Annotated in this window: 19 protein-coding genes; 11 read left to right on the top strand and 8 right to left on the bottom strand. The window is 52.7% G+C overall.

Annotation, left to right across the window (positions count from 1 at the left end; all coding sequences use genetic code 11):
* Positions 1 to 207 precede the first annotated feature (207 nt).
* Positions 208 to 1623: an amino acid permease gene (locus ACTU3N_RS12295; RefSeq protein WP_443086415.1), complete on the top strand. Its 1416-nt coding sequence runs from the start codon at positions 208 to 210 to the stop codon at positions 1621 to 1623.
* Positions 1624 to 1670: 47 nt separating this feature from the next.
* Here ACTU3N_RS12295 and ACTU3N_RS12300 read toward each other — a convergent pair whose 3' ends face one another.
* The 4 genes from ACTU3N_RS12300 to hpaR all read right to left on the bottom strand — a co-directional run bounded on the left by ACTU3N_RS12300 (position 1671) and on the right by hpaR (position 6161).
* The gene (locus tag ACTU3N_RS12300; RefSeq protein ID WP_443086416.1) at positions 1671 to 2858 is read right to left on the bottom strand and encodes an amino acid aminotransferase; all 1188 of its coding nucleotides are present in this window, start codon (positions 2856 to 2858) and stop codon (positions 1671 to 1673) included.
* 2 nt (positions 2859 to 2860) lie between these two features.
* A complete protein-coding gene (locus ACTU3N_RS12305) occupies positions 2861 to 4510 on the bottom strand; it encodes a thiamine pyrophosphate-dependent enzyme (RefSeq protein ID WP_443086417.1) in 1650 nt (549 codons plus the stop codon).
* Positions 4511 to 4729: 219 nt separating this feature from the next.
* Positions 4730 to 5662 carry a LysR family transcriptional regulator gene (locus ACTU3N_RS12310; protein ID WP_443086418.1) on the bottom strand — a complete coding sequence of 311 codons (933 nt, stop codon included), beginning with the start codon at positions 5660 to 5662 and terminating at the stop codon, positions 4730 to 4732.
* Positions 5663 to 5711: 49 nt separating this feature from the next.
* Positions 5712 to 6161, bottom strand: coding sequence for a homoprotocatechuate degradation operon regulator HpaR (gene hpaR / locus ACTU3N_RS12315; RefSeq protein ID WP_443086419.1), 450 nt, complete (start codon positions 6159 to 6161; stop codon positions 5712 to 5714).
* 343 nt (positions 6162 to 6504) lie between these two features.
* Here hpaR and ACTU3N_RS12320 point away from each other — a divergent pair, with 343 nt between their 5' ends.
* From ACTU3N_RS12320 to hpaC, 10 genes are all read left to right on the top strand, one after another.
* The gene (locus ACTU3N_RS12320; protein ID WP_443086420.1) at positions 6505 to 7782 is read left to right on the top strand and encodes a fumarylacetoacetate hydrolase family protein; all 1278 of its coding nucleotides are present in this window, start codon (positions 6505 to 6507) and stop codon (positions 7780 to 7782) included.
* Entirely contained in the window at positions 7779 to 9233 is a 1455-nt protein-coding gene (gene hpaE / locus ACTU3N_RS12325; protein WP_443086421.1) for a 5-carboxymethyl-2-hydroxymuconate semialdehyde dehydrogenase, read from the top strand. Before ACTU3N_RS12320 ends, hpaE begins: the two co-directional genes overlap by 4 nt.
* A 36-nt stretch (positions 9234 to 9269) precedes the next feature.
* Positions 9270 to 10343, top strand: a complete 1074-nt coding sequence (hpaD, locus tag ACTU3N_RS12330; RefSeq protein ID WP_443086422.1) for a 3,4-dihydroxyphenylacetate 2,3-dioxygenase — start codon at positions 9270 to 9272, stop codon at positions 10341 to 10343.
* Positions 10344 to 10391: 48 nt separating this feature from the next.
* Positions 10392 to 10802 carry a 5-carboxymethyl-2-hydroxymuconate Delta-isomerase gene (locus tag ACTU3N_RS12335; RefSeq protein WP_443086423.1) on the top strand — a complete coding sequence of 137 codons (411 nt, stop codon included), beginning with the start codon at positions 10392 to 10394 and terminating at the stop codon, positions 10800 to 10802.
* Positions 10792 to 11595, top strand: a complete 804-nt coding sequence (gene hpaH, locus ACTU3N_RS12340) for a 2-oxo-hept-4-ene-1,7-dioate hydratase (protein ID WP_443086424.1) — start codon at positions 10792 to 10794, stop codon at positions 11593 to 11595. The genes ACTU3N_RS12335 and hpaH overlap by 11 nt, the downstream gene beginning before the upstream one ends.
* 9 nt (positions 11596 to 11604) lie before the next feature.
* Positions 11605 to 12405 carry a 4-hydroxy-2-oxoheptanedioate aldolase gene (gene hpaI, locus ACTU3N_RS12345; protein WP_443086425.1) on the top strand — a complete coding sequence of 267 codons (801 nt, stop codon included), beginning with the start codon at positions 11605 to 11607 and terminating at the stop codon, positions 12403 to 12405.
* 18 nt (positions 12406 to 12423) lie between these two features.
* Positions 12424 to 13782 carry a 4-hydroxyphenylacetate permease gene (hpaX, locus tag ACTU3N_RS12350; RefSeq protein WP_443086426.1) on the top strand — a complete coding sequence of 453 codons (1359 nt, stop codon included), beginning with the start codon at positions 12424 to 12426 and terminating at the stop codon, positions 13780 to 13782.
* Between the two features lie 10 nt (positions 13783 to 13792).
* The gene (hpaA, locus tag ACTU3N_RS12355; protein WP_443086427.1) at positions 13793 to 14665 is read left to right on the top strand and encodes a 4-hydroxyphenylacetate catabolism regulatory protein HpaA; all 873 of its coding nucleotides are present in this window, start codon (positions 13793 to 13795) and stop codon (positions 14663 to 14665) included.
* Positions 14666 to 14881: 216 nt separating this feature from the next.
* Positions 14882 to 16444, top strand: coding sequence for a 4-hydroxyphenylacetate 3-monooxygenase, oxygenase component (gene hpaB, locus ACTU3N_RS12360; RefSeq protein ID WP_443086428.1), 1563 nt, complete (start codon positions 14882 to 14884; stop codon positions 16442 to 16444).
* Positions 16445 to 16455: 11 nt separating this feature from the next.
* Positions 16456 to 16974, top strand: a complete 519-nt coding sequence (gene hpaC, locus ACTU3N_RS12365; RefSeq protein WP_443086429.1) for a 4-hydroxyphenylacetate 3-monooxygenase, reductase component — start codon at positions 16456 to 16458, stop codon at positions 16972 to 16974.
* Between the two features lie 1016 nt (positions 16975 to 17990).
* Here hpaC and ACTU3N_RS12370 read toward each other — a convergent pair.
* From ACTU3N_RS12370 to ACTU3N_RS12385, 4 genes are all read right to left on the bottom strand, one after another.
* Complete coding sequence (locus tag ACTU3N_RS12370; protein ID WP_443086430.1) at positions 17991 to 18572, bottom strand: LuxR C-terminal-related transcriptional regulator; 582 nt, start codon at positions 18570 to 18572, stop codon at positions 17991 to 17993.
* A gap of 1037 nt (positions 18573 to 19609) precedes the next feature.
* A complete protein-coding gene (locus ACTU3N_RS12375; RefSeq protein WP_443086431.1) occupies positions 19610 to 20290 on the bottom strand; it encodes a hypothetical protein in 681 nt (226 codons plus the stop codon).
* A 163-nt stretch (positions 20291 to 20453) separates the two neighbouring features.
* Entirely contained in the window at positions 20454 to 21347 is an 894-nt protein-coding gene (locus tag ACTU3N_RS12380) for a dihydrodipicolinate synthase family protein (protein WP_443086432.1), read from the bottom strand.
* Between the two features lie 111 nt (positions 21348 to 21458).
* Positions 21459 to 22349: a helix-turn-helix transcriptional regulator gene (locus ACTU3N_RS12385; protein ID WP_443086433.1), complete on the bottom strand. Its 891-nt coding sequence runs from the start codon at positions 22347 to 22349 to the stop codon at positions 21459 to 21461.
* Between the last annotated feature and the right edge of the window lie 145 nt (positions 22350 to 22494).

Raw genomic sequence — 22494 nt, forward strand, 5'->3', positions numbered from 1 at the left:
AAATATATCAGCCAATTAAATTTAAACAGACATAATATGTTAATTGATTGTTATTTTTATTGCGACAAAGATCACTTTATTAACAAGTTAATGTAATGCGCTTTCGCACGCCTGTTAGGCTTGAATGCAGGGAGCAGCTCGGGTTGATCAAGGCAGTGGGTAGAGTGTGCTTACTGCCAGAGAATAATCACTATAAAAGAGTACGATATGAACCATACCGTAAGACATGAGCCAGCGCTAAAGCGCAACCTGCAAAACCGGCATTTACAACTTATCGCACTGGGAGGCACCATTGGCACGGGCCTGTTTCTGGGGTCAGCTGGCGTCCTTGAGCTAGCTGGTCCCGGTATTTTATTGGGCTATGTGATGGGCGGCATTTTTTCTTTTTTGCTGCTGCGTTTTTTGGGTGAAATGTTAGTCATTGAACCTGTCGCCGGTTCGTTTAGCTATTTTGCCAATAAATATCTCGGCGGTTTTGCCGGTTTTCTGTCAGGCTGGAGTTTTATTCTGCAATATGTACTGGTGGGCATGCTGGAATTAACCGCCGCCGGTAAATTCGTTCAATTCTGGTGGCCGGAAATTCCTACCTGGGTCACCGCTGCCGTATTTTTTGTCATTATCAATGGGCTTAATTTTATTAGCGTGCGGATTTATGGCGAAACAGAATTCTGGTTTGCCTTAATTAAAATATTCGCGGTTGTCGGCATGATCTTATTTGGTGGTTATTTACTGCTTTCTGGTAAAGGCGGCGAGACCTCAACGGTCAGTAACCTGTGGGCGCACGGCGGAATGTTCCCGGAAGGCTGGCACGGCCTGCTGATGGCGCTGCCGTTTATTATGTTTGCTTTCGGCGGGCTGGAAATGCTCGGCTTCGCGGCCGCCGAAGCGCGTAACCCCGACAAAGTTCTGCCAAAAGTGATTAACCAGGTCATCGCACGGGTGCTGATTTTCTACATCGGCTCTTTTGCCGTGATCCTCTCTTTGCTGCCCTGGCCGCAGCTGGTTGCTTCGCTCCAGGCCGGAGGTGATACCTATAGTAACAGTCCGTTTGTGATGATTTTTTCCGCGCTGGGTAATCAGGAAAAAGTCGCCAGCTTGCTGAACTTTGTTATTTTAACCGCGGTACTTTCTGTTTATAACGGTATCGTTTTTAGCAATAGCCGCCTGCTGTATGGCCTGGCGAAACAGGGTAATGCGCCCAAATTCCTCGCCAAAGTGAACCATCGCGGCGTACCGGTCCGGGCAACGATTTTGCCAGGCATTTTTACCGCGTTCTGCATTTTGCTCAATTACCTGATTCCGCAAGGTGTGATTGAGCTATTAATGAGCGCGATTACCGCCGCGCTGATTATCAACTGGACAATTATTATCATCACCCATCTGCGCTTTCGTGCCGCCATGAAGAAGAGCCAACAAACTTCCAGTTTCAGGGCTTTTTTCTCACCGCTCTCTAATTATCTGTGCCTGGCCTTTTTAGCGTTGATTATTTGCATGATGTTGATGAACAGCAGTATCAGTATTTCGGTTTATTCAATGCCGGTACTGATTGTACTTTTATATGCGGCGTATCGATGTAAAAAAAGCAACGCTGCTCAACTGAATCCCCAGTTAGAACAGTCTTAAATGCAAAAAGGCTCACCGCAGGGTGAGCCTTTCGTGTTTCAGTACGCTTACAAAACCGCGGCAATACGGCGGGCAACAATATCCAGGTTGTGTTGATTTAACCCCGACACGCACAACCGCCCGTTACCGATAATATAAACACCGTACTCTTCGCGCAGCATCCGTACCTGCTCCGGCGACAGCCCTGTAAAACTGAACATCCCTTTTTGGCGTAACAAATAATCGTGCGAATGCTGTGGAGCCAGTTCGCTTAACCGGGTATGTAGCCCCTGGCGCATGCTGACAATTCGCTCACGCATCAGCTCGACCTCTTCCTGCCAGACCTGGCGCAGCGGTTCATCATTAAGGATTTCGCTTACCAGCACCGCACCAAAGCGCGGTGGGCTGGAGTAGTTCGCGCGAACAGTCGCTTTAAGTTGCCCGCGCACATTGTCGGCAATGGTACGGTTTGCGCAAACTACCGACAGCGAACCAACCCGCTCACCATAAAGAGAAAAAACTTTTGAAAAGGAGTTCGTCACCAGCCCGGTGGTGCCGCGGGCAACCAGTTTACGCACGGCCCTGACATCCTGCGCGAACCCGTTCCCCATCCCCAGATACGCGGCATCAAGCAGCGGGATCAGCTGGCGCTCACGGCAGAGTTCAAAAAGCGCATCCCACTGATTTTCCTGTAAATCAAAGCCCGTCGGATTATGGCAGCACGCGTGCACCACCACCACGCTGTGCGCGGCGGCCCCCTGCAAAGCTTGCAACAGTGCGGGAAAGTCGATGTCATCCGCGCTGGCGTTTAACCAGGGGTAGCGTTTAACCGTAAAGCCTGCGCGCGCGAAAATGGCCTGATGATTGTCCCAGCTCGGATCGCTAATCCAGACTTCACCACCGTAGTCGGCGCTGTATAAAAAATCAGCGGCGATGCGCAACGCGCCGGAACCGCCGATGGTCTGGATGGTGGCAATTGTTTCCGGGTTATTTTGCATGCCAAATAAATGCTGCTGCACCGCGCGGCAATAGTCGCTTGCGCCATCCATCGGCAGGTAACCATTGGTTTGGGTAAAACGCGCATCCGCGCGTCTTTTGGCTTCCCGCACCGAGTCCAGCACCGGTATCTTGCCGTTCTCGTCATAATAAAAACCCACGCTCAGATTCACCTTTTCTTCACGCGGATCGCTGGTGAATTTATCCATCAATGAGAGGATCGGATCGCCGGGGTAAGGCTGCAAATGTTCAAAAAGCATGGTTATACCTCTGGAAACGTCGGGCGCAGGAACGTCCACGGGCTGGCATCGCCGCCGCGCGGGATAACAACTTCAATCAGTACTGGCTTATCTGCCGCAAAGGCTTTTTCCAGCACCAGGCGGAACTCTTTTGGCGTTTTCACGCTATGACCCTGTACGCCAAAGGATTCGGCAAACTTCACAAAGTCAGGGTTTACCAGCTCGGAACCGATGACACGGCCATCAAAGCGCTCTTGCTGATCGCGCCAGACGTTACCGAATGCCTGGTTATTAAAGACCACGGTGACCAGATTGATGCCGTATTGCACCGCCGTCGCCAGCTCCTGCGCGGCAAACATAAAACCGCCATCGCCAGCGATAGAGATAACCGCTTTGTGCGGATTGGCAACTTTGACGCCCAGCGCAGTCGGAAAGCCATAGCCGAGCGTGCCCTGATGCCCTGAAGATATAAACGTGCGCGGGTGGTAAACCGGCAGGCCAAAGGTCGCGGTGAACCCAACCTGAGAGACCTCATCGACGAAAATACCGTCGCGCGGCAGCACATCACGAATAACCTGTAGATAAGAAATCTGCGGCTGGATCTGCCCGACGGCGGCAGCGGCAGAGGCTTTCACATCCGCCAGTTGCCCGTCGCGGCGAGCCGGTGCGCCTTTTGCTGCAACCGCCTGCGCCAGCGCCAGCGCGCCGTCAGCGGCATCCGCGATAATATTGACGTCCACCGCCAGGCGGCGAACTTCTGTCGCATCAATATCAATACGGATCAGCTGCAACCCTTGCGGTCGGTAATTCCAGCCGATATCCAGCAGTTCGAAACGCGAACCAATAACGATGGCCACATCGGTTTGCGGCCAGACGCGCGCGCCCGACGCTACGTTGAAACCTAATGGATGATCGTCTGGCATAACGCCGCGCCCGCTGCGGAAACTCACTACCGGCGCGCCGGTGGTTTCAGCCAGTTCACGGACTTCTGCGGCTGCGTTCAGCGCACCGCCGCCGACGAAAATCATTGGCGCTTTCGCCGCTTTTAATAAGCGAGCAGCACGCTCGATGGCATCGCTGTCTACCGGAGGTTTGGGCTGAAGCGGCAAAGGGTCAACCGGCGCAACATGCGCAGACTTGGTAAAATAATCCCAGCCGCCCTGCAGCGCCGTAACGCCTGGCCTGCCGGACTGCATCTCCTGAAACGCGCGGGCCACCAGCCACGGCGCATCACACGGCTGCTCAATATGTTCCGCCCATTTCCCCAGGCTCTTTAGCATATCCAGCTGGCGGGGTAATTCATGCAACTGGCCGCGCCCCCGGTCTTTGTAACCAGACTCGACATCGCCGGTCAGCGCCAGCACGGGGGTATTACAGCCCTGCGCGGTGAGTAACGCTGCGCTGGCGTTGAGGATGCCAGGCCCTGGCACCACGGCGCAAACGCCCGGCTTACCCGTCGAGCGGGCATAGCCATAGGCCATATAGGCGCTGGCCTGCTCATGACGCGCACCGACAGTGCGAATCGCGTCGCTGTTACGGGCCAGCGAATCCATTAATCCATAAATCTGGATGCCGGGCAGCGCAAAGACGGTATCAACTTGCTGCGCTTTCAGGGATTCAACAATGGCATCACCACCCGTCATCAGGTGGGTTTCGCGATCACGGTTTTTCATAAAAATTCCTTCGTCGCTTTGCCAGGCAGATGGCTGCTTAATATCCACCCGGCGTGTAGGGGAGTATGAGGTTTATCGTTATTCAGTTTGCGAAAGGGTTATTTAACAGACAGTCGAATAATCTGTTGCAAAACTGTTAAATAACGTTAGCAGCTGGCGGGTAAGCTGAACATGGCAGAATATGAATAGTCGCCATGCCGAAACAGCATACTTTGCTGATTAACTACGACGAGGGTTAAGTGCCTGAGAAGACTGGCAATGCTGGTAAACAAATTGCCGGAACCACTGCTGTTCCGGTGAGCCGTGCGTGCGTCGGTGCCATAACACCCAGTAGCGGAAACTGTAACTTGTAAATGCAAGCGGACGCCAGGTAATGGGCCGCTGGTTGGTGCTTCTTTCCAGCAAATATTTCGGGATAGTCAGTAAATTCTGCGTGCGGGCAACAACATCGAGCGCTACAGAAAAGAACGGTACCGACAAGCGCACGGTGCGGTGGGTATTTTTCTGCTTAAGCAAGTCATCAATAAACTTATCTTTATCGCCGCCGCCGCTGATTTTCACATGTCCCCAGCGCAGGTAATCGTCGAGAGAGATTTTGTCGCACTCCACTAAAGGGTGTTCCCGGTGCAGGCAGCACACCGGGATATCGTCGCCAATGACGCGGCCATGAAACTCAGCCGAGGCATCTTCAACGAGCGTGGTGGCAAGGTCGACTTTGCCGCTCGCCAGCCAGTCGTAGCGGTTGGGTTGCCAGGTCACATAATCAATGCAAACATTCGGCGCGACCAGGGCAAGATCTTCAATTAAATCCGGCAGGATATGTTCGGCAACGTAATCCGACGCCGCAAGACAAAACCGCCGCTGGCAAAGTCCGGGATCAAACACCGGCGCCTGGCTGAGGTTATCCAGGTCGAGCAGAATTTTATTCAGCGGTTCGGCAAGGGTTATGGCGCGATCGGTTAGCAAAAACTGTTTTCCCTGGCGCACCAGCAAAGGATCGTCCAGCGCTTCGCGAAACTGAGCCAGCTGTTTGCTCAACACAGACTGGCTTTTGCCAAGCACGGTCGCCGCATGGGTCAGGTTGCGATACTTAAGAATGATGGAAAGCGTTCTGAGCTGGCTAATATTGAGCGATGAAAACAGCGAATTCATAGCGGCTCCGGGCGTGGGTTTCGCTCAGAGCGTCCCTGTCTGAGGCTGGTTAACCGGTTAAATCTTTTTCCTCTGGCGCGTCATCTGTGGCGCTCAGCGTATTGAACTCCACCAGCAACTGCTTGAGCTGATGCAATTTTTGTATGCCAAATTGCTGCTCAATTTGCTGATACCCCGCATCAACTTCTGTGCAGGCCTGTTGATACATCTCCACCCCTTTTGGCGTCAGCGAGGCAAAAAGCTTGCGCTGATCGTTTAAGGGTTTCAGGCGAAACACCAGCCCGTCGCGCTCAAGGCGCGTCAAAATCCCCGTCAGGCTGGGGCGCAGTATGCACGCCTGCTGCGCCAGCGCGTGAAAATCCAGCGAGCGATGCTCGGCAAGGATGCGGATAATGCGCCATTGCTGTTCGGTCAGGCCATAACGGTTCAGGATCGGGCGAAAAAAGCCCATTGCTGTTTCGCGTGCCTGGAGTAACGCAATCGTCAGGGAGTCATACATATCAGTACCGCTTTAAGTGGATTAACCGTCTGAATACCGCAGTATATTTCCTGACGCCACCGACGCCAACATCGCCATAATAACACCCGCCATAAAAGCACAAATATTAATAGATTAATAAAGTGACGCTCATCACAATTAAAATAACAAAAACTTAACAAAATGAGACATGATAAAACGATAACCTTCTGTTTTTAGGATTTAAAACATATATCCTTTGCCAAAACACCCTGTTAAGTAAACGTAAAGTTCTGTTGACCGCTATGGTAAAAACGCGCTAATAATATTTCATTAACATATTAATGAATGAGCATTCATATCTGATATGGCACAAGGAAACACCATGAAACGATCCGTTTTTGCCGTCGCACTCAACCACCCGTCGCAAACGCAGGCATGGGATGCGCGCTTCCATCAGTCTCCTTACCAAACGCCGCCAAAAACACCGGTCTGGTTTATCAAACCGCGCAATACGTACCGCCGCAGCGGCGACAGCATCTGCCTGCCTGCATTGCCCACATTCAGCGGCGGAACGCTGGCGGTCGTTATCGGAAAACGCGCGCGCAAAGTGGCTGCTGCCGATGCCGCGCAGTACATCCAGGGTTACGCGCTGGCGAACGATATCAGCCTTGAAGAAGAGAGTTTTTACCGCCCGGCCATCAAAGCAAAGTGCCGCGATGGTTTCTGCCCCATCGGTGAAGTTGCTGCGCTTGCCAATAGCAACGTAGAGGTGATAACCGAGGTGAATGGCGTGGAGAAACAGCGCTGGTCAACCGCCGATCTGCACCGTGGCGCGCATGAATTAATTGCAGCGCTCAGTGAGTTCGCCACGCTACAAGCCGGAGATGTGATCCTGCTCGGCACGCCGCAACAGCGCGTGGCTCTTGCGCCGGGCGACGAGGTGGTGATTAAAGCGGCGGGCCTGCCTTCCCTGCAAAACCGCTGCACGCAGCAAGAAGCTATCCAGACACAACCGGACGGCCACCCCACGCTGTTCGCCCTCGGTCTGAACTATGCCGATCACGCAGCAGAGCTGGCGTTTAAAGCGCCCGATGAGCCGCTGGTATTTATCAAAGCTGCCAATAGCATCACCGGCAACAATAGCGTCAGCGTCCGCCCGGATAACGTTGACTATATGCATTACGAAGCCGAACTGGTGGTGGTTATCGGCAAGACTGCGCGCAATGTCAGCCGTGAAGACGCGCTGGATTATGTGCAGGGTTACACCGTCTGTAACGACTACGCGGTGCGTGATTACCTGGAAAATTACTACCGCCCGAACCTGCGGGTAAAAAACCGCGACACCCTGACGCCATTGCTCGAAACCGTCGTTCCCCGCAACACCGTTCCTGATGCGCAAAACCTGCAACTCAACACCTGGATCAATGGCGAGTTACGCCAGTCCGGCAACACGCGCGACATGGTGTTCGATGTGCCTTTCCTTATTGCTTATCTGAGCGAATTTATGACGCTGCAACCGGGCGACATGATCGCAACCGGCACGCCAAAAGGGCTGGCAGACGTCAAACCAGGCGACGAGGTGGTGGTGGAGATCGAAGGCGTTGGCCGCCTGGTCAACCGCATCGTGAGTGAAGAACAGTTTGAGGAGAGCCTGAAATGAAAAAAATTAACCACTGGATCAACGGGAAAAACGTCGCCAGCCAGGCGTACTTCACCACCACCAACCCGGCAACCGGAGAGGTACTGGCCGAGGTCGCTTCCGGCGGAGAGAAAGAGATCCACCAGGCCGTAGAAGCGGCAAAGCAGGCGTTTCCAGGCTGGGCTAACACGCCGATGAAAGAGCGCGCGCGTTTGATGCGCCGTCTCGGCGAGCTTATCGATCAAAACGTTCCGACCATTGCCGAAATGGAGACCGCCGATACCGGGCTGCCGATTCATCAGACCAAAAATGTGCTGATCCCACGCGCTTCGCACAACTTTGAGTTCTTCGCCGAAATCTGCCAGCAGATGAACGGCCGCACCTATCCGGTCGATGACAAGATGCTCAACTACACGCTGGTGCAGCCCGTTGGCGTCTGCGCGTTAGTTTCGCCGTGGAACGTGCCGTTTATGACCGCGACCTGGAAAACCGCGCCGTGCCTGGCGCTGGGTAACACGGCGGTGCTGAAAATGTCCGAACTGTCGCCGCTGAGCGCCGATCGCCTGGGCGAGCTGGCGCTGGAAGCCGGTATTCCGCCAGGCGTGCTGAATGTGGTGCAGGGCTACGGCGCCACGGCGGGCGATGCGCTGGTGCGTCACAACGATGTGCGTGCCGTCTCCTTTACCGGCGGCACGGTGACCGGGCGCAGAATCATGCAAAACGCCGGGCTGAAAAAGTATTCGATGGAGCTGGGCGGGAAATCACCGGTGCTGGTTTTTGAAGACGCCGATATCGAGCGTGCGCTGGATGCCGCGCTGTTTACCATCTTCTCTCTTAATGGCGAGCGTTGCACCGCCGGTTCGCGCATTTTTATCCAGCAAAGTATCTACCCGGAATTTGTGAAGCGTTTTGCCGAGCGAGCAAATCGCCTGCGCGTTGGCGATCCGACCAATCCGCAAACCCAGGTCGGCGCATTAATCAGCCAGCAGCACAGGGAAAAAGTCTCCGGCTATATTCGCCTCGGTGTGGAAGAGGGCGCGACGCTGGTGGCCGGTGGGCCGGATAAACCTGAAGGCCTGAGCCACGGCCACTTCCTGCGACCGACGGTGCTGGCTGATGTGAATAACAGCATGCGCGTGGCGCAAGAGGAGATTTTCGGCCCTGTCGCCTGCCTGCTGCCGTTTCGCGATGAAGCCGAAGGTCTGCGCCTCGCCAACGATGTGGAGTACGGTCTCGCCTCCTATATCTGGACGCAGGACGTCAGCAAAGTCCTGCGCCTGGCCCGCAATATCGAAGCCGGGATGGTGTTCGTCAACACGCAAAACGTCCGTGACCTGCGCCAGCCCTTTGGCGGCGTAAAAGCGTCCGGCACCGGCCGCGAAGGCGGCGAGTACAGCTTCGACGTGTTTGCCGAAATGAAAAACGTCTGCATCTCGTTTGGTGATCATCCGATCCCGAAATGGGGCGTGTGAAAAACCGCCAGTTTTGACCCTACAGAGAAGATAACAATGACGAAAAATACCCTGACAACCTCCCTGCCCGCGCCGGATGTCGTGCGCTGTGCATATATGGAAATCCAGGTCACCGACCTGAAAGCGGCGCGTGAATTTTATGTCGATATCCTCGGCCTGTTCGTGACCGCAGAAGATGAAAACACCCTCTACCTGCGCTCGCTGGAAGAGTTTATCCACCATAACGTGGTGCTGCGCCAGGGGCCGATCGCCGCCGTTGCCGCGTTCGCCTTTCGCGTGCGTACGCCGGAAGATGTGGATCGCGCGCAGGCGTATTTCGAGGCGCTGGGCTGTAAAACCGAGCGCCGCGTGAACGGTTTTGTGAAAGGGATTGGTGATTCGGTGCGTGTGGAAGACCCGCTCGGCTTCCCGTACGAGTTCTTCTATGACGTGCAGCATGTTGAACGCCTCGCCTGGCGCTATGACCTCTACACGCCGGGCGCGCTGGTACGCATGGATCACTTCAACCAAATCACCCCGGACGTACCGCGCGCGGTGGAATACATCCAGGGACTTGGCTTTCGCGTCACGGAAGATATTCGTGACGAAAATGGCGTGGTTTACGCTGCGTGGATGCGCCGTAAACAGACCGTGCACGACACAGCAATGACCGGCGGCGCTGGCCCGCGCATGCACCATATCGCTTTCGCCACCCATGAAAAACACAACATTCTGGCGATTTGCGACAAGCTCGGCGCGCTGCGTAAATCAGACCTGATCGAACGCGGCCCTGGGCGTCACGGTGTTTCTAATGCGTTCTACCTCTATCTGCGCGACCCGGACGGCCATCGCATCGAAATCTACACCCAGGACTACTACACCGGCGACCCGGATAACCCGGTAGTGAGCTGGGATGTGCATGACAACCAGCGCCGCGACTGGTGGGGCAGCCCGGTAGTGCCGAGCTGGTACAGCGAAGGTTCGCTGGTGCTCAAACTCGACGGTACGCCGCAGCCGGTGATTGAACGCAGCGATCCGAGCGAAATGGCGGTCACCGTGGGCGCAGACGGCTTCTCTTACACGCGCAAAGGCGACACTGAGCAAGGCTTCAAACTCGGTAACACCCTGTAATCCTGACGCGCTGGCGTCACAGTCAGCGCGAAGACTCTGGAGTTTTCCATGCCGCATTTTATTACAGAATGTACGCAAAACATTCGCGAACAGGCTCAGCTGCCCGCGCTTTTCGCGAAGGTGAACCGCCTGCTCGCCGACAGTGGCATCTTCCCGCTGGGCGGCATTCGCAGCCGGGCGCACTGGATAGATACCTTTCAAATGGCCGATGGTCAGCACGATTATGCCTTTGTCCATATGACACTGAAGATTGGTCATGGCCGCGCGCTCGACGAGTTACAGCCGGTCATCGCCTCTCTGTTTGAAATGATAAAAGAACACTTCGCCAGCCTGATGGCCGAGCGCTATCTGGCGCTCTCGCTGGTGGTGGAAGAGCTGCACCCGGTGCTCAATTTCAAGCAGAACAACGTCCATGCCCTGTTTCGCACGCCATCAGAAGGAGCTTCCGATGCTCAATAGCCAGACCCTTCAAGCGCTCGCCCGCGAGTTGCACCAGGCCGAGCAAAATCGTGAACAGACGCGCCAGCTCTCGCTGCGCTACCCGGAAATCACTATTGATGATGCTTACGCTATCCAGCGCGAATGGGTAGCGGCGAAGATTGCCGAAGGCCGAAGCCTGAAAGGGCACAAAATTGGCCTCACCTCGAAAGCGATGCAGGCCAGTTCACAAATCGACGAGCCGGATTACGGCGCGCTGCTCGATGACATGTTCTTTGCCGAAGGCAGCGATATTCCTGTCGACCGGTTTATCGTTCCGCGTGTGGAAGTCGAGCTGGCGTTTGTGCTGGCAAAACCGCTGAGCGGCCCGAATTGCACCCTGTTCGATGTGTATAACGCCACGGATTACGTCATCCCGGCGCTGGAAATCATCGATGCGCGTTGCCACGGTATCGACCCCGAAACCCAGCGCCCGCGCAAAGTGTTCGACACCATTTCTGATAACGCCGCCAACGCAGGCGTGGTACTCGGCGGGCGACCGGTCAAACCAGACGCGCTCGACCTGCGCTGGGTTTCTGCGCTGATGTATCGCAATGGCGTGATTGAAGAGTCCGGCGTGGCGGCGGCGGTACTGAATCATCCGGCAAACGGCGTAGCGTGGCTTGCCAACAAACTGGCCGCACATGATGTGCAACTCCAGGCCGGGCAGATAATCCTCGGCGGTTCCTTCACTCGCCCGGTTCCGGCGCGAAAAGGCGACACGTTCCACGTCGATTACGGTGTGATGGGCGCAATTAGCTGCCGTTTTGTTTGAGGAGGCAATATGTTAGATAACACCTTTAAACAGGCCTTAGCCAATAAACAGCCGCAGATTGGCTTATGGCTGGGGCTGGCAAACAGCTACAGCGCAGAAGTGCTGGCCGGAGCCGGGTTTCACTGGCTGCTGATTGATGGCGAACATGCGCCGAATGATGTGCGCTCCGTGCTCACGCAATTACAGGCCATCGCGCCCTATCCCAGCCACCCGGTGGTGCGCCCGCCGTGGAACGACCCGGTCATCATTAAACAATTGCTGGATACCGGTGCACAAACGTTGCTGATCCCGATGGTGCAAAGCGCCGACGATGCCGCGCTGGCTGTGCGCGCGTGCCGTTACCCACCGCACGGTATTCGCGGCGTGGGCAGCGCGCTGGCGCGGGCGTCACGCTGGAACCGGGAAGCGAATTACCTGCAACGGGCGAACGATCATGTTTGCGTGCTGGTACAAATTGAAACGCGCCAGGGCGTGGAAAACCTCGACGCGATACTGGCAACAGAAGGGGTCGATGGTGTGTTTATCGGGCCTGCGGATCTGAGCGCCGACATGGGCTTTGCCGGAAATCCTTCGCACCCGGAAGTGCAGAGCGTCATCACCAACGCTATCGCCACCATCCGTGCGGCGGGCAAAGCGCCGGGCATTCTGATGGCGAACGAAAAACTGGCGCAGCACTATCTGGAGCTGGGCGCGCTGTTTGTGGCCGTGGGTGTGGATACCACTCTGCTGGCCCGTAGCGCCGAAGCGCTGGCGTCACGCTTTACGCAACTACCGCTGTGCGCACCCGGCACAGAGCCTGGAGTCTATTAATTCTGAGAGAAGAACATCATGGCCGCAACCACGCCTTTATCGCAGGAGAATCATCACTCTGCAACCGAGCAGAGAGTGGTGAAAAAGCTGTTCCGACGCCTCATTGCTTTCCTGTTTGTGCTGTTTGTTTTCTCGTTTCTCGATCGTATTAATATCGGCTTCGCCGGGCTGACAATGGGCGAGGATATTGGCCTGACCTCCACCATGTTTGGCCTCGCCGCGACGCTGTTTTATGTGACCTATGTGTTGTGTGGTATTCCCAGCAACATCATGCTCGGCATTGTCGGCGCGCGACGCTGGATTGCCGGGATCATGGTGCTTTGGGGTATCGCCTCCACCTGCACGATGTTCGCCACCGATGCCAAATCGCTCTACGTGTTGCGAATGCTGGTCGGCATTGCCGAGGCGGGTTTTCTGCCGGGCATTCTGGTCTATCTCACCTGGTGGTTTCCGGCTTACTATCGCGCGAGGGCTAATGCGCTGTTTATGATTGCGATGCCGGTGACCATGATGTTCGGCTCGTTGCTCTCGGGCTATATTCTGGAGCTGGACGGCGTGTGGAACCTGAAAGGCTGGCAGTGGTTGTTCCTGCTTGAAGGGCTTCCGTCCGTGGTGCTGGGCGTGGCGACCTGGTTTTTCCTTGATGATAAACCCCAACAGGCGCGCTGGCTGGACGATGAAGAAAAACGCCTGCTGAACGGTATGCTGGAACGTGAGCGGGCGGTACACAGCGCGCCTGCGGTGGGCAAATCTGTGTGGCGGGAAGTGCTGACGCCGATAGTGTTGCTGTATACGCTTGCCTATTTCTGCCTCACCAACACCCTGAGCGCTATCAATATCTGGACGCCGCAAATACTCAAAAGCTTTAACGAGGGCAGCAGCAATATTGTTATCGGTATTCTTGCCGCCATTCCGCAACTGGTGACCATTGTTGCAATGATCCTCTGGAGCCGCCGCTCCGATCGCCGCAAAGAGCGCAAGCTGCACACTTTGCTGCCCTACCTTTTCGCGGCGGCGGGCTGGCTGCTGGCCTCGGCCACTGCCCACCCAATGGTGCAACTGCTCGGAATTGTGATGGCGTCAGCTGGTGCCTTTACCGCGATGGCTATCTTCTGGACGACGCCGGATCAGGTTATCAGCTATACGGCGCGCGTTGTGGCGCTGGCGGTTATCAATGCCGTGGGTAACATCGGTTCAGCGGTCAGCCCGTTAATGATTGGTATTTTGCGGGATATGACCGGCAGCTTTAACGCCGGGTTATGGTTCGTCGCCGGGTTACTGGTTATCGGTGCGCTGGTGCTGACGCGTATTCCGATGAATGGCCGCAAATCCCACGCCGCAGAACCGGCGATCGCGCGACCTTCGCAGGCGCAATAAAGGAGGCGCAATGGAGGGCGGGTACGAGAATATTGATATCAGTAAAGAATATGATACGCGCTATGCCGACGAAGAGGTGCATTACGAAACCTTCGCCCGGCTGGCGAGCTTTTTCGGGCGCGACATGCGCCCGCACTGGCACGACCGCTATTTCCAGCTGCATTTTTTGGCCACGGGTAAAATTACCCTGCAACTGGACGATCACTTCTATAACGTGAAAGCCCCGCTGTTTGTGCTGACGCCGCCCTCGGTGCCCCATGCTTTTATTACCGAGCCGGATGCCGACGGCCATGTGTTAACCGTGCGCCAGGAGCTTATCTGGCCGCTGATTGAGAAACTATGGCCGGGGCAAGCGGAAGCGATTAACCGCAACGGCGTCTGCTTGTCGCTGGGGACGTCGCCCGAAACGCTACGTGCGCTCAATCACTACTGGCCGCTGGTGGCGGCAGAATTCACCCGCCAGGCTGCGGGCAGAGAGCTGGTGCTCAATGCGCTGGCGCAGGCTATTTTCACGCAAATTTTACGAGAAGTACCGCCGGAAGGTATTTCTGCGGGGAATGTGCGGGGGGAAATGCGGCAATTTCAGCGCTTCAACCGTATGGTAGACAGCCATTTTCGCCAGCATCTGGCGGTGCCGGATTATGCCCGCGAGTTAGGCATCAGCGAGTCGCGGCTTACCGCGCTGTGCCGCCGCTTTGCTAACCAATCACCTAAGCGCTTGATCTTTGAACGCGTGCTGCGCGAAGCCAAGCGGCAGCTACTGTTTAGTACCGACAGCGTCAACCAGATATCCTACACGCTGGGTTATAAAGACCCGGCTTATTTTGCCCGCTTTTTTCACCGGATGGCGGGATGCTCGCCAAGCCAGTTTCGCAGCCGCTAACCCTCCCCTGACGAGAGGGTGTGTACCGCCCTCTTTTTCCCCGGCTTGATCTCGCTCGCACTTTGCCGCGCCCAAATGAAAAGTACCGGAAATCGCCTGAAACGTCTCTTACCGTAATGCGCTTTGAGTACTTAAATCAATTAACACCAATTAAACATATAAATAACAAACAGACGTCACCCTACAGGCGTCGTTATCCTTTATGAGGTAGAACAGATGAAACCTGAAGACCATCGCACCGACACGAAACGCCCTTTTACTGGCGACGAATATTTAAAGAGCCTGCAGGATGGCCGCGAAATTTATATCTATGGCGAGCGCGTGAAAGACGTCACCACGCACCCGGCGTTTCGTAATGCGGCAGGTTCCGTCGCCCAAATCTATGATGCGCTGCACGCGCCGGAAAGCCACGACAAGCTGTGCTGGCAGACTGATACCGGCAACGGTGGTTACACGCACCGCACTTTCCGTTTTGCCCGCTCGGCAGAGGAAATTCGCCAGCAGCGCGACGCCATTGCCGACTGGTCACGCCTGACCTACGGCTGGATGGGCCGCACGCCGGACTATAAAGCCGCTTTTGGCTGCTCGCTGGGCGCAAACCCGGAGTTTTACGGCGACTATGCCGACAATGCGCGCAACTGGTACAAACGCATTCAGGAGTCCGGGCTCTATTTTAACCACGCGATTGTTAACCCGCCCATCGACCGCCATAAACCGGCTGATGAAGTGAAAGATGTTTATATTCAGGTGGAAAAAGAGACCGACGCGGGGATCATCGTCAGCGGCGCGAAAGTGGTCGCCACCAACTCCGCGCTAACGCACTATAACTTTATCGGCTTTGGCTCGGCACAGGTGATGGGTGACGATCCCAGTTTTGCCGTGATGTTTGTTGCGCCAATGGATGCCGACGGCGTGAAACTGATTTCACGCGCCTCTTATGAACTGGCCGCCGGAGCGCTTGGCTCGCCGTACGACTACCCGTTATCCAGCCGTTTTGATGAAAACGACGCCATTCTGGTGATGGATAAGGTGTTAATTCCGTGGGAAAACGTGCTGATCTACCGCGATTTCGATCGCTGCCGCCGCTGGAGCGTAGAAGCAGGTTTTGCGCGTATCTACCCGATGCAAGCGTGTGTGCGTCTGGCGGTGAAACTCGACTTTATCACTGCGCTGTTGCAAAAAAGCCTGGAGTGCACGGGGGTTGTGGAGTTCCGTGGCGTGCAGGCCGCACTCGGCGAAGTGGTGGCATGGCGTAATTTGTTCTGGTCGCTTAGCGATGCGATGGCCGCTGAAGCGCAGCCGTGGAAAAACGGCGCCTGGCTGCCGGATATGCAGGCGATGCAGACCTACCGCGTGATGGCGCCGATGGCGTACAGCAAAATCAAAAACATTATTGAAAGCAATGTCACCAGCGGGCTTATCTATTTACCGTCCAGCGTGCGCGATCTGAATAATCCTGAGATCGATCGCTACCTGGCGCAATACGTTCGTGGCTCCAACGGCATGGATCATGAACAGCGCATCAAGATCCTGAAACTGATGTGGGATGCCATCGGCAGCGAGTTTGGCGGACGCCATGAATTGTATGAAATCAACTATGCCGGAAGCCAGGACGAGGTGCGCTTGCAGTGTCTGCGCCACGCGCAGGGTTCGGGCAATATGAAAAACATGATGGAGATGGTGGATCGCTGCCTGGCGGATTACGACCGCCACGGCTGGAACGTTTCGCGCCTGCATAACAATGCAGACATCAACCAACTCGACCGCATACTGAAATAAGGGGGGCCGCCATGTACGATCCAGAACAACACCGCCTGCGTTTTCGTGACGCAATGGCCAGTTTACCGGCGGCGGTAAATATCGTCACCACGCAGGGCAAAGCGGGGCGATGCGGTATTACCGCGACCGCGGTCTGCTCAGTAACAGACACGCCGCCGACTGTGTTGGTGTGCATAAATAGCCGAAGCGCCATGAACCCGGTGTTCGCCCAGAATGGTCGTATGTGCGTGAACGTGCTAAACGATCAGCAAGAAGAGATGGCGCGCCACTTCGCGGGAATGACCGAGCTAACGATGGAGCAGCGCTTTACGCTGGAAGGCTGGCGAGACGGCGCTTTGCAGCAGCCTATTTTGCAGCGCGCGCTGGTGAGCCTGGAAGGGGAAATCCAGCAAGTGCAAACGGTCGGTACGCACCATGTCTACCTGCTGGAGATTAAAGATATCGTGCTGACAGAGGAGGGCCAGGGGCTGATTTACTTCAAGCGCCAGTTTCACGCCACTCCGCAACAAATAGCTGAAGCGCTGGCATAACAAAAGGGGCGCAATGCCCCTTTTTAATGTGTGGTTTATCTCCTCAGTCACCGCGTATTTCAGCACTTTTAAGCTTACAGGATTCAGCAGTGAATTCCTGTAAGCGCGTTTTTCTCCGCTGGCAGGCCCGTCATCGGAGCTAAATCTGCTCTTATTTTCAGCGCGTTTTTTTTCCCGAACAATCCCGCCATGCTGTTAATTGACGCGACTGAATTGCACAACGAATAAGCAAATGAGCATGCATGATATTTTATATAAGCGAAAAATCGCGTAGCTCATCGCGTAATTTTTATCGGCAGAGACATTCATACGTTTTTACGGGCTACCCTGATCATTGTTTTATACGTAGCAACAGGTTAACCAGTTATGTTAGCAAAAACAGCGCTCACTTCGCGGCAAAAAAAGCAGCAGAAACTTTATGATTGATAAGCCGGTAGCTGAAATACACGAGACTATTAAGGTGAACGGCTGAGTTGAGAGGATTATTTTTTAAAGCTTTTGTGGTAAAAAGCAACCAGCACAATAACGTGCCTGGCTTTTTGTTTATAAATACAAAAACGCCGGTAAAAACCGGCGTTTAAAAGATCTGTTTTGCGCTAAGAACTTATTTCTAAACGTATTCAGACAATCTTTATCGATACCTGCCAAAATTGCACTGGCCGGGGTATCACTTATATTAACGCTCGTAACCTGGCAACACGTCTCGATACATGAAATATTGCTGTCTGTAGTCTCGTAAACATAACACCCTGAACAGAATACAAAACCTGGAAAAGTGTCGCTGCGACGGTGGTTATCCACGGCTTCCGGCCACTCCACCTTTGACGTACGCGCTCTTTGACAAAACGCTTCTCAGCACCCTGCCTGAGCGCTTCTTCACATCGTCAACCAAAGCGGTGAACGTCTTTGCAACCCAACTCCCACGATTCGATTCTCTAACCTTTCTCTGGCCTTCCTTAGCGAAAAAATAACATATCAATAATACTCAGAGCGACCGGTAAAACAGACGGACTTTATTAGCCCACGGTTTTCACCATCTTCAGCTCATTCGTTTCAATCTCAGGAATAATCATAATATCAGAAAGTACCGAGCCATCCGAGGAACAGAAACACTCATTCCAGTTGTTATATATCAAAATTAGCTCAGCCAGGTTGTTTAAACCTAATTTGCGCAAAATAGAATTTTTATAGTTGCTCACAACTTTCTTATCAAGACTCAGCGACTGAGAAATACTGTCATTAGACTGACAATCCAGTACCTGTAATATAATATTATATTCAACAGTACTCAGATGAATTTCGCTAATACGATGCGACTTTTCTCTGCCCTTTAAAAATTTGAGAACATTTTTTATTTCATGCTCAATAAACTGCATTGATGAGCATTTATCAATTTTAATAAATCGGGTACAAATAAAAGAAAGAAAACTTGTTTTTTTATCAGCCAGAATAAATAGCAAAGCCTCCACGCTGAAAAAAACAATTTTGCCATCACCACGGTCGAACGCTATTAGTGTGTGCGTAGCGTATGGGTTAATGGATTTAAGCAGCTTATCCATTCCCAATACGAAATAGCTATCCTGAGAGATGATATACATATCCAACCTCCAGATAAAGTTTATGTCCAGGCTTATCAATAAATTTCGAATAGCGTAAAGGCTGCTAGCTGGGATGGCTGGTTCCAGTACCATCTTATAAGCACAATACGGACATCCTTCTCAACCGTAATCTTCCGGATATGGAAAAGGATGCCCATCCGCCAACACCACCAGCGACGAGATGTTTAATTCGTTTTGCTGAGTAGGTGACACGCTACCGCCCATGGCCCTGGCCAAAGAATGGTTCAATTTCTTTTTGTTCAGGTAGCCTAAAAACAGAGATGGCAAACATTAACCGTCAATACAGGAACTATTGCGGTTTATTTTGCAAAATATAAAACCTGACAGAGCTGCACACGGCTACCTAACTTTATGATTATTTTTTACTTTCTGGCAAGTTAACATCCTTAAAAAACAGGAACAAGTACTATTTCACCAGAAAAAACCTTCAACAGTCATCAAATTTATCTACAGAAAATGAGGAAAATCACATCACGCAACAAGTAATTGAATTAACTCGGTACGCTTTATCGGCCAAAGATTTTACTCGCCAATAAGTAATAAAAAATTAGTCAGCGGCATTTCAAAAGGCAAGTTTATCAGAATTTATTTAGGATTTTTCATGCGGATGATAAAGCACATTTTCTATAAATCTTATAAATCAAATAGTTAAAATAATTAATCGCGGAACAAAACAGGCACTCAGATTAACTGTCCGGGGCATAGATACAGCTTTTAATGCAGGAATTCTTATAGTCACAACAATTATGCAACAAAAAATCGCCCTATTTCCGCGTGCATTTTCCGTAATTTCGCCTGGTTTTTCCCGATTTATCCGGCTGTATGCCAGAAGGAAAAGTGCTAATAGCCAGCGAAAATTTAGCCTGAAGATATGCACACTTCGCGCACTTTTATGGACAAAACAGCGACAACAAAATAAAACTCTCCTGTCAAAAGATTTCCTAAGGAGAGTTCTTAAAATAATAAAATGCTTTATGACAATCGTTATTAAATAATATTGATTGGCTGAAATTAAATTAGCTTGCCATTTTCTTTAATGTATAATGTAATTCCATTGCAGTGTTAGACAGACGATCCAGGGTCGTCAACTTCCCTTTATGATGCTGATAAGAGGAGCTGTCGATATCTTTATATGCGCTATTAATTTTGGTAATGACTCCTTTTAACTCGTTACCCAACTCTTTATAGCGCAAAAAATTTTCCCTGATAGCGCCTACACTATCACGTAAATTACGCTGGTGAATATTAAACCGGTTAATCTTCTTTTCAATCTCATTAACCTGGCCGACCAGCTCTTTGATATCACGGAAACGTTTTACTTTTTTATCCGTAATAATCTCGCCAGGGTAGAGAATGTCATCGCGGCCATAGTATTGATTTCTAATCTCTTTTCTGGCTTCAAGCGATAGCTTGCCAGCGGCTAAATCCAGCGCATGATCGATGTGGTATTGCTTAATGTCACAACGCTTAGATTCCTGATTTTCCAGGGTTTTATTCAGGAAGTAAGCCTGATAATAAATTTCTTCATAGCCTTTGAGAGATAATTGATCAGAAGTGTTCTTTATGCTTTGAATAAGATTTTTCAGCGTTGAGGTACTGACTCGCTGGCTCTGAACAGACTTTACCGTTGCGTTTTCAAAATGCTTTTCAATGGTAACTGGCGGTGAATGAGATTTTACATTTGCTATTGGCATCATAATTCTCTTTTATAGTTTGGCTGAACGAAACTGCTATAATTTTTAGCGCTAACCAAACTAGAGCGCTATGTTGCAATCTTCTATCAAATAACGCTCAGCAAACTTCTTATTCCCGCCATTATTCCATTAAATGGAATAATTCAGATATTTTCACAGTTCACAATTAAAGGTTAAGCCCAAGTTGCGCAATCACATCAGCAACGTCGCGGCGAGCATCGCCATGTAATGTACTGAGTGGAGCCGGCAAGCAGGCCGGAGCGGTTACACCCAACAGCCCAGCAATCGTTGCGATAACACGTAAACTGCCACCATAGCGGTAAAACAGCGTCCATAACGGTTTCAACGCTGTTGATTGCGCGTCGGCCTGGGCCGCATCTCCTGCGAGCGCCGCACGCACAACAGGCAGGGCAACCTCCGGGAATAACCCAGCCGTTACCGAATACCAAATATCGCACCCCGCGTTTAACCCCTCGGCAGCACTGGCATCGCCACTGACCCCCAACGTGACAGATGACGGTATTTGTGCACGCAGTGTCTCAACACGCTGTCGGGCGCTCCCGGCTGGCGGCGGCGGAATTTTAATAGAGGCGACATGAGGTAATTGCGCGATGCGTGCAAGCAATGTATCGCTAAAGGTGAAGTGCGTTGTGGCCGGATTATCATAAACGCACAAAGGGACTGAAAGCTCGCGCGTTACCGTTTCGAATAATGTGAAGACTTCTTCTTCCGATAACGGTTGATAAGAGACCGGCGCCAACAGCACGGCGCTCACACCGGCTTTTTGCGCATCCTCCGCTAATCCGAGCACGTCGCGAGTACGAACAGCGCCAATGCCGGCTATCACCGGTACCGCGCCAGAATACTCCGTGGCCAGCCGCAGCGCTGTCGCCCGCTCAGTGCGGTTAAAATAGGCGTAGCAGCCCGTCGAACCTAATGCGCCAATGGAATCCACGCCGGCTGTACGCAGCCTTTCTATCAGGCGGATATAAGCGGCTTCATCAAGCTTTTCATCTACCAACGGTGTCAGAGGGAATGCGCTAAGCCCTGTAAACTCCATTATTGTGCTCCTTGTTAACGCTTTGCTAGTCGGGGAATCAAACCCGACATCATACGGCAACGGCCACAGCCGTACGTTGTCTGCTTCACAGAATGCTATTACTGCTTACCACTAATCTGCGAAAGCGCGGGTATAGCGTCGCTGTAAATCTTGTTCAAATTGCTCACGCAGTGAAGTGGGCGAGACGATGCCTATATCCGGCAACCAGTAGCGTAACCAGCGGAATAAGGTGTGAGGGTCGCTGATAGCCGTGGAGAGGGTCAGGCTACCGTCGTCGTGTTGTTCAATAATACGTTGTGAGGGAAATAGCGCCCGGCGCGTGACATACTCTGCGGCATGGGCAGAAACCTGTAACAGCGCTTCCATTCGCGCGCCAAAGCGAATACCCACGCTATTTTTTAACTCGTCTATCACTTCCGGATGAGGAGTGAATCGCTTATTGATGAGATTAAATTTTTCGATACGTGCCAGTTCAAACGCCTTTAAACGCCCCTTTTCCACGGCTGCCAGGTACCATAATCCGTGCTGATTAATAAGCCGGTAAGGCTGCGCGTGGCGTGACTTATCTTTATAGCGGTACTCTATTTCGTAGTGGGCCGAAATCGCGCGATTCAGTTGGTTAATCAGCTCTTCAATGGATCGATTTTCCCGACTACTGGGTGAACTGAACGCAATGTTACCGCGATTTTTCATACTGTTGCGCAACGACTGACCATCGCTGCGCGGAAAGAGATGCGATACACCGGTAAAGTCGGCGAACTCCGCCAGTTGTCCAACGTGTAACGATGGAAGGAGATGACTGCTAAGTTTATAACGCCCGGGAGAAACTTGATCGAGGATATGCCCCAGGCGCGCGAGATCACGGTAGGCGGTACGCTCGGTAATCCCGAACTTATCGCATAGCCACGTCTTATCTATTATCTTTCCCTGGTAAAGCGCGGCAAAAATTTCACAGAGCCGCTCAATCAACAGGTCGTGTTTTCTGTCGTGGCTTTCCTTCATTGTTCCCTGTTCCGGAATACAAAGTCTCAGAAGACGTTAAACGAGTACGGCCTGACCATCGCGCCACGGCCCTGATTTACAGGTAAAACCTTGTTTTTGTTATAGGGGTTAACGGCAGCAAACATGAAAACTAAAATAAAATTTC

Source organism: Vagococcus sp. WN89Y, assembly GCF_052220145.1.
Taxonomy (GTDB): domain Bacteria; phylum Pseudomonadota; class Gammaproteobacteria; order Enterobacterales; family Enterobacteriaceae; genus Kosakonia.

Bases quoted from the DNA above. Each gene is read 5' to 3' on its own strand.
- ACTU3N_RS12295 (WP_443086415.1), top strand. From the start codon at position 208: ATGAACCATACCGTAAGACATGAGCCAGCGCTAAAGCGCAACCTGCAA.
- ACTU3N_RS12300 (WP_443086416.1), bottom strand. From the start codon at position 2,858: ATGCTTTTTGAACATTTGCAGCCTTACCCCGGCGATCCGATCCTCTCA.
- ACTU3N_RS12305 (WP_443086417.1), bottom strand. From the start codon at position 4,510: ATGAAAAACCGTGATCGCGAAACCCACCTGATGACGGGTGGTGATGCC.
- ACTU3N_RS12310 (WP_443086418.1), bottom strand. From the start codon at position 5,662: ATGAATTCGCTGTTTTCATCGCTCAATATTAGCCAGCTCAGAACGCTT.
- hpaR (WP_443086419.1), bottom strand. From the start codon at position 6,161: ATGTATGACTCCCTGACGATTGCGTTACTCCAGGCACGCGAAACAGCA.
- ACTU3N_RS12320 (WP_443086420.1), top strand. From the start codon at position 6,505: ATGAAACGATCCGTTTTTGCCGTCGCACTCAACCACCCGTCGCAAACG.
- hpaE (WP_443086421.1), top strand. From the start codon at position 7,779: ATGAAAAAAATTAACCACTGGATCAACGGGAAAAACGTCGCCAGCCAG.
- hpaD (WP_443086422.1), top strand. From the start codon at position 9,270: ATGACGAAAAATACCCTGACAACCTCCCTGCCCGCGCCGGATGTCGTG.
- ACTU3N_RS12335 (WP_443086423.1), top strand. From the start codon at position 10,392: ATGCCGCATTTTATTACAGAATGTACGCAAAACATTCGCGAACAGGCT.
- hpaH (WP_443086424.1), top strand. From the start codon at position 10,792: ATGCTCAATAGCCAGACCCTTCAAGCGCTCGCCCGCGAGTTGCACCAG.
- hpaI (WP_443086425.1), top strand. From the start codon at position 11,605: ATGTTAGATAACACCTTTAAACAGGCCTTAGCCAATAAACAGCCGCAG.
- hpaX (WP_443086426.1), top strand. From the start codon at position 12,424: ATGGCCGCAACCACGCCTTTATCGCAGGAGAATCATCACTCTGCAACC.
- hpaA (WP_443086427.1), top strand. From the start codon at position 13,793: ATGGAGGGCGGGTACGAGAATATTGATATCAGTAAAGAATATGATACG.
- hpaB (WP_443086428.1), top strand. From the start codon at position 14,882: ATGAAACCTGAAGACCATCGCACCGACACGAAACGCCCTTTTACTGGC.
- hpaC (WP_443086429.1), top strand. From the start codon at position 16,456: ATGTACGATCCAGAACAACACCGCCTGCGTTTTCGTGACGCAATGGCC.
- ACTU3N_RS12370 (WP_443086430.1), bottom strand. From the start codon at position 18,572: ATGTATATCATCTCTCAGGATAGCTATTTCGTATTGGGAATGGATAAG.
- ACTU3N_RS12375 (WP_443086431.1), bottom strand. From the start codon at position 20,290: ATGATGCCAATAGCAAATGTAAAATCTCATTCACCGCCAGTTACCATT.
- ACTU3N_RS12380 (WP_443086432.1), bottom strand. From the start codon at position 21,347: ATGGAGTTTACAGGGCTTAGCGCATTCCCTCTGACACCGTTGGTAGAT.
- ACTU3N_RS12385 (WP_443086433.1), bottom strand. From the start codon at position 22,349: ATGAAGGAAAGCCACGACAGAAAACACGACCTGTTGATTGAGCGGCTC.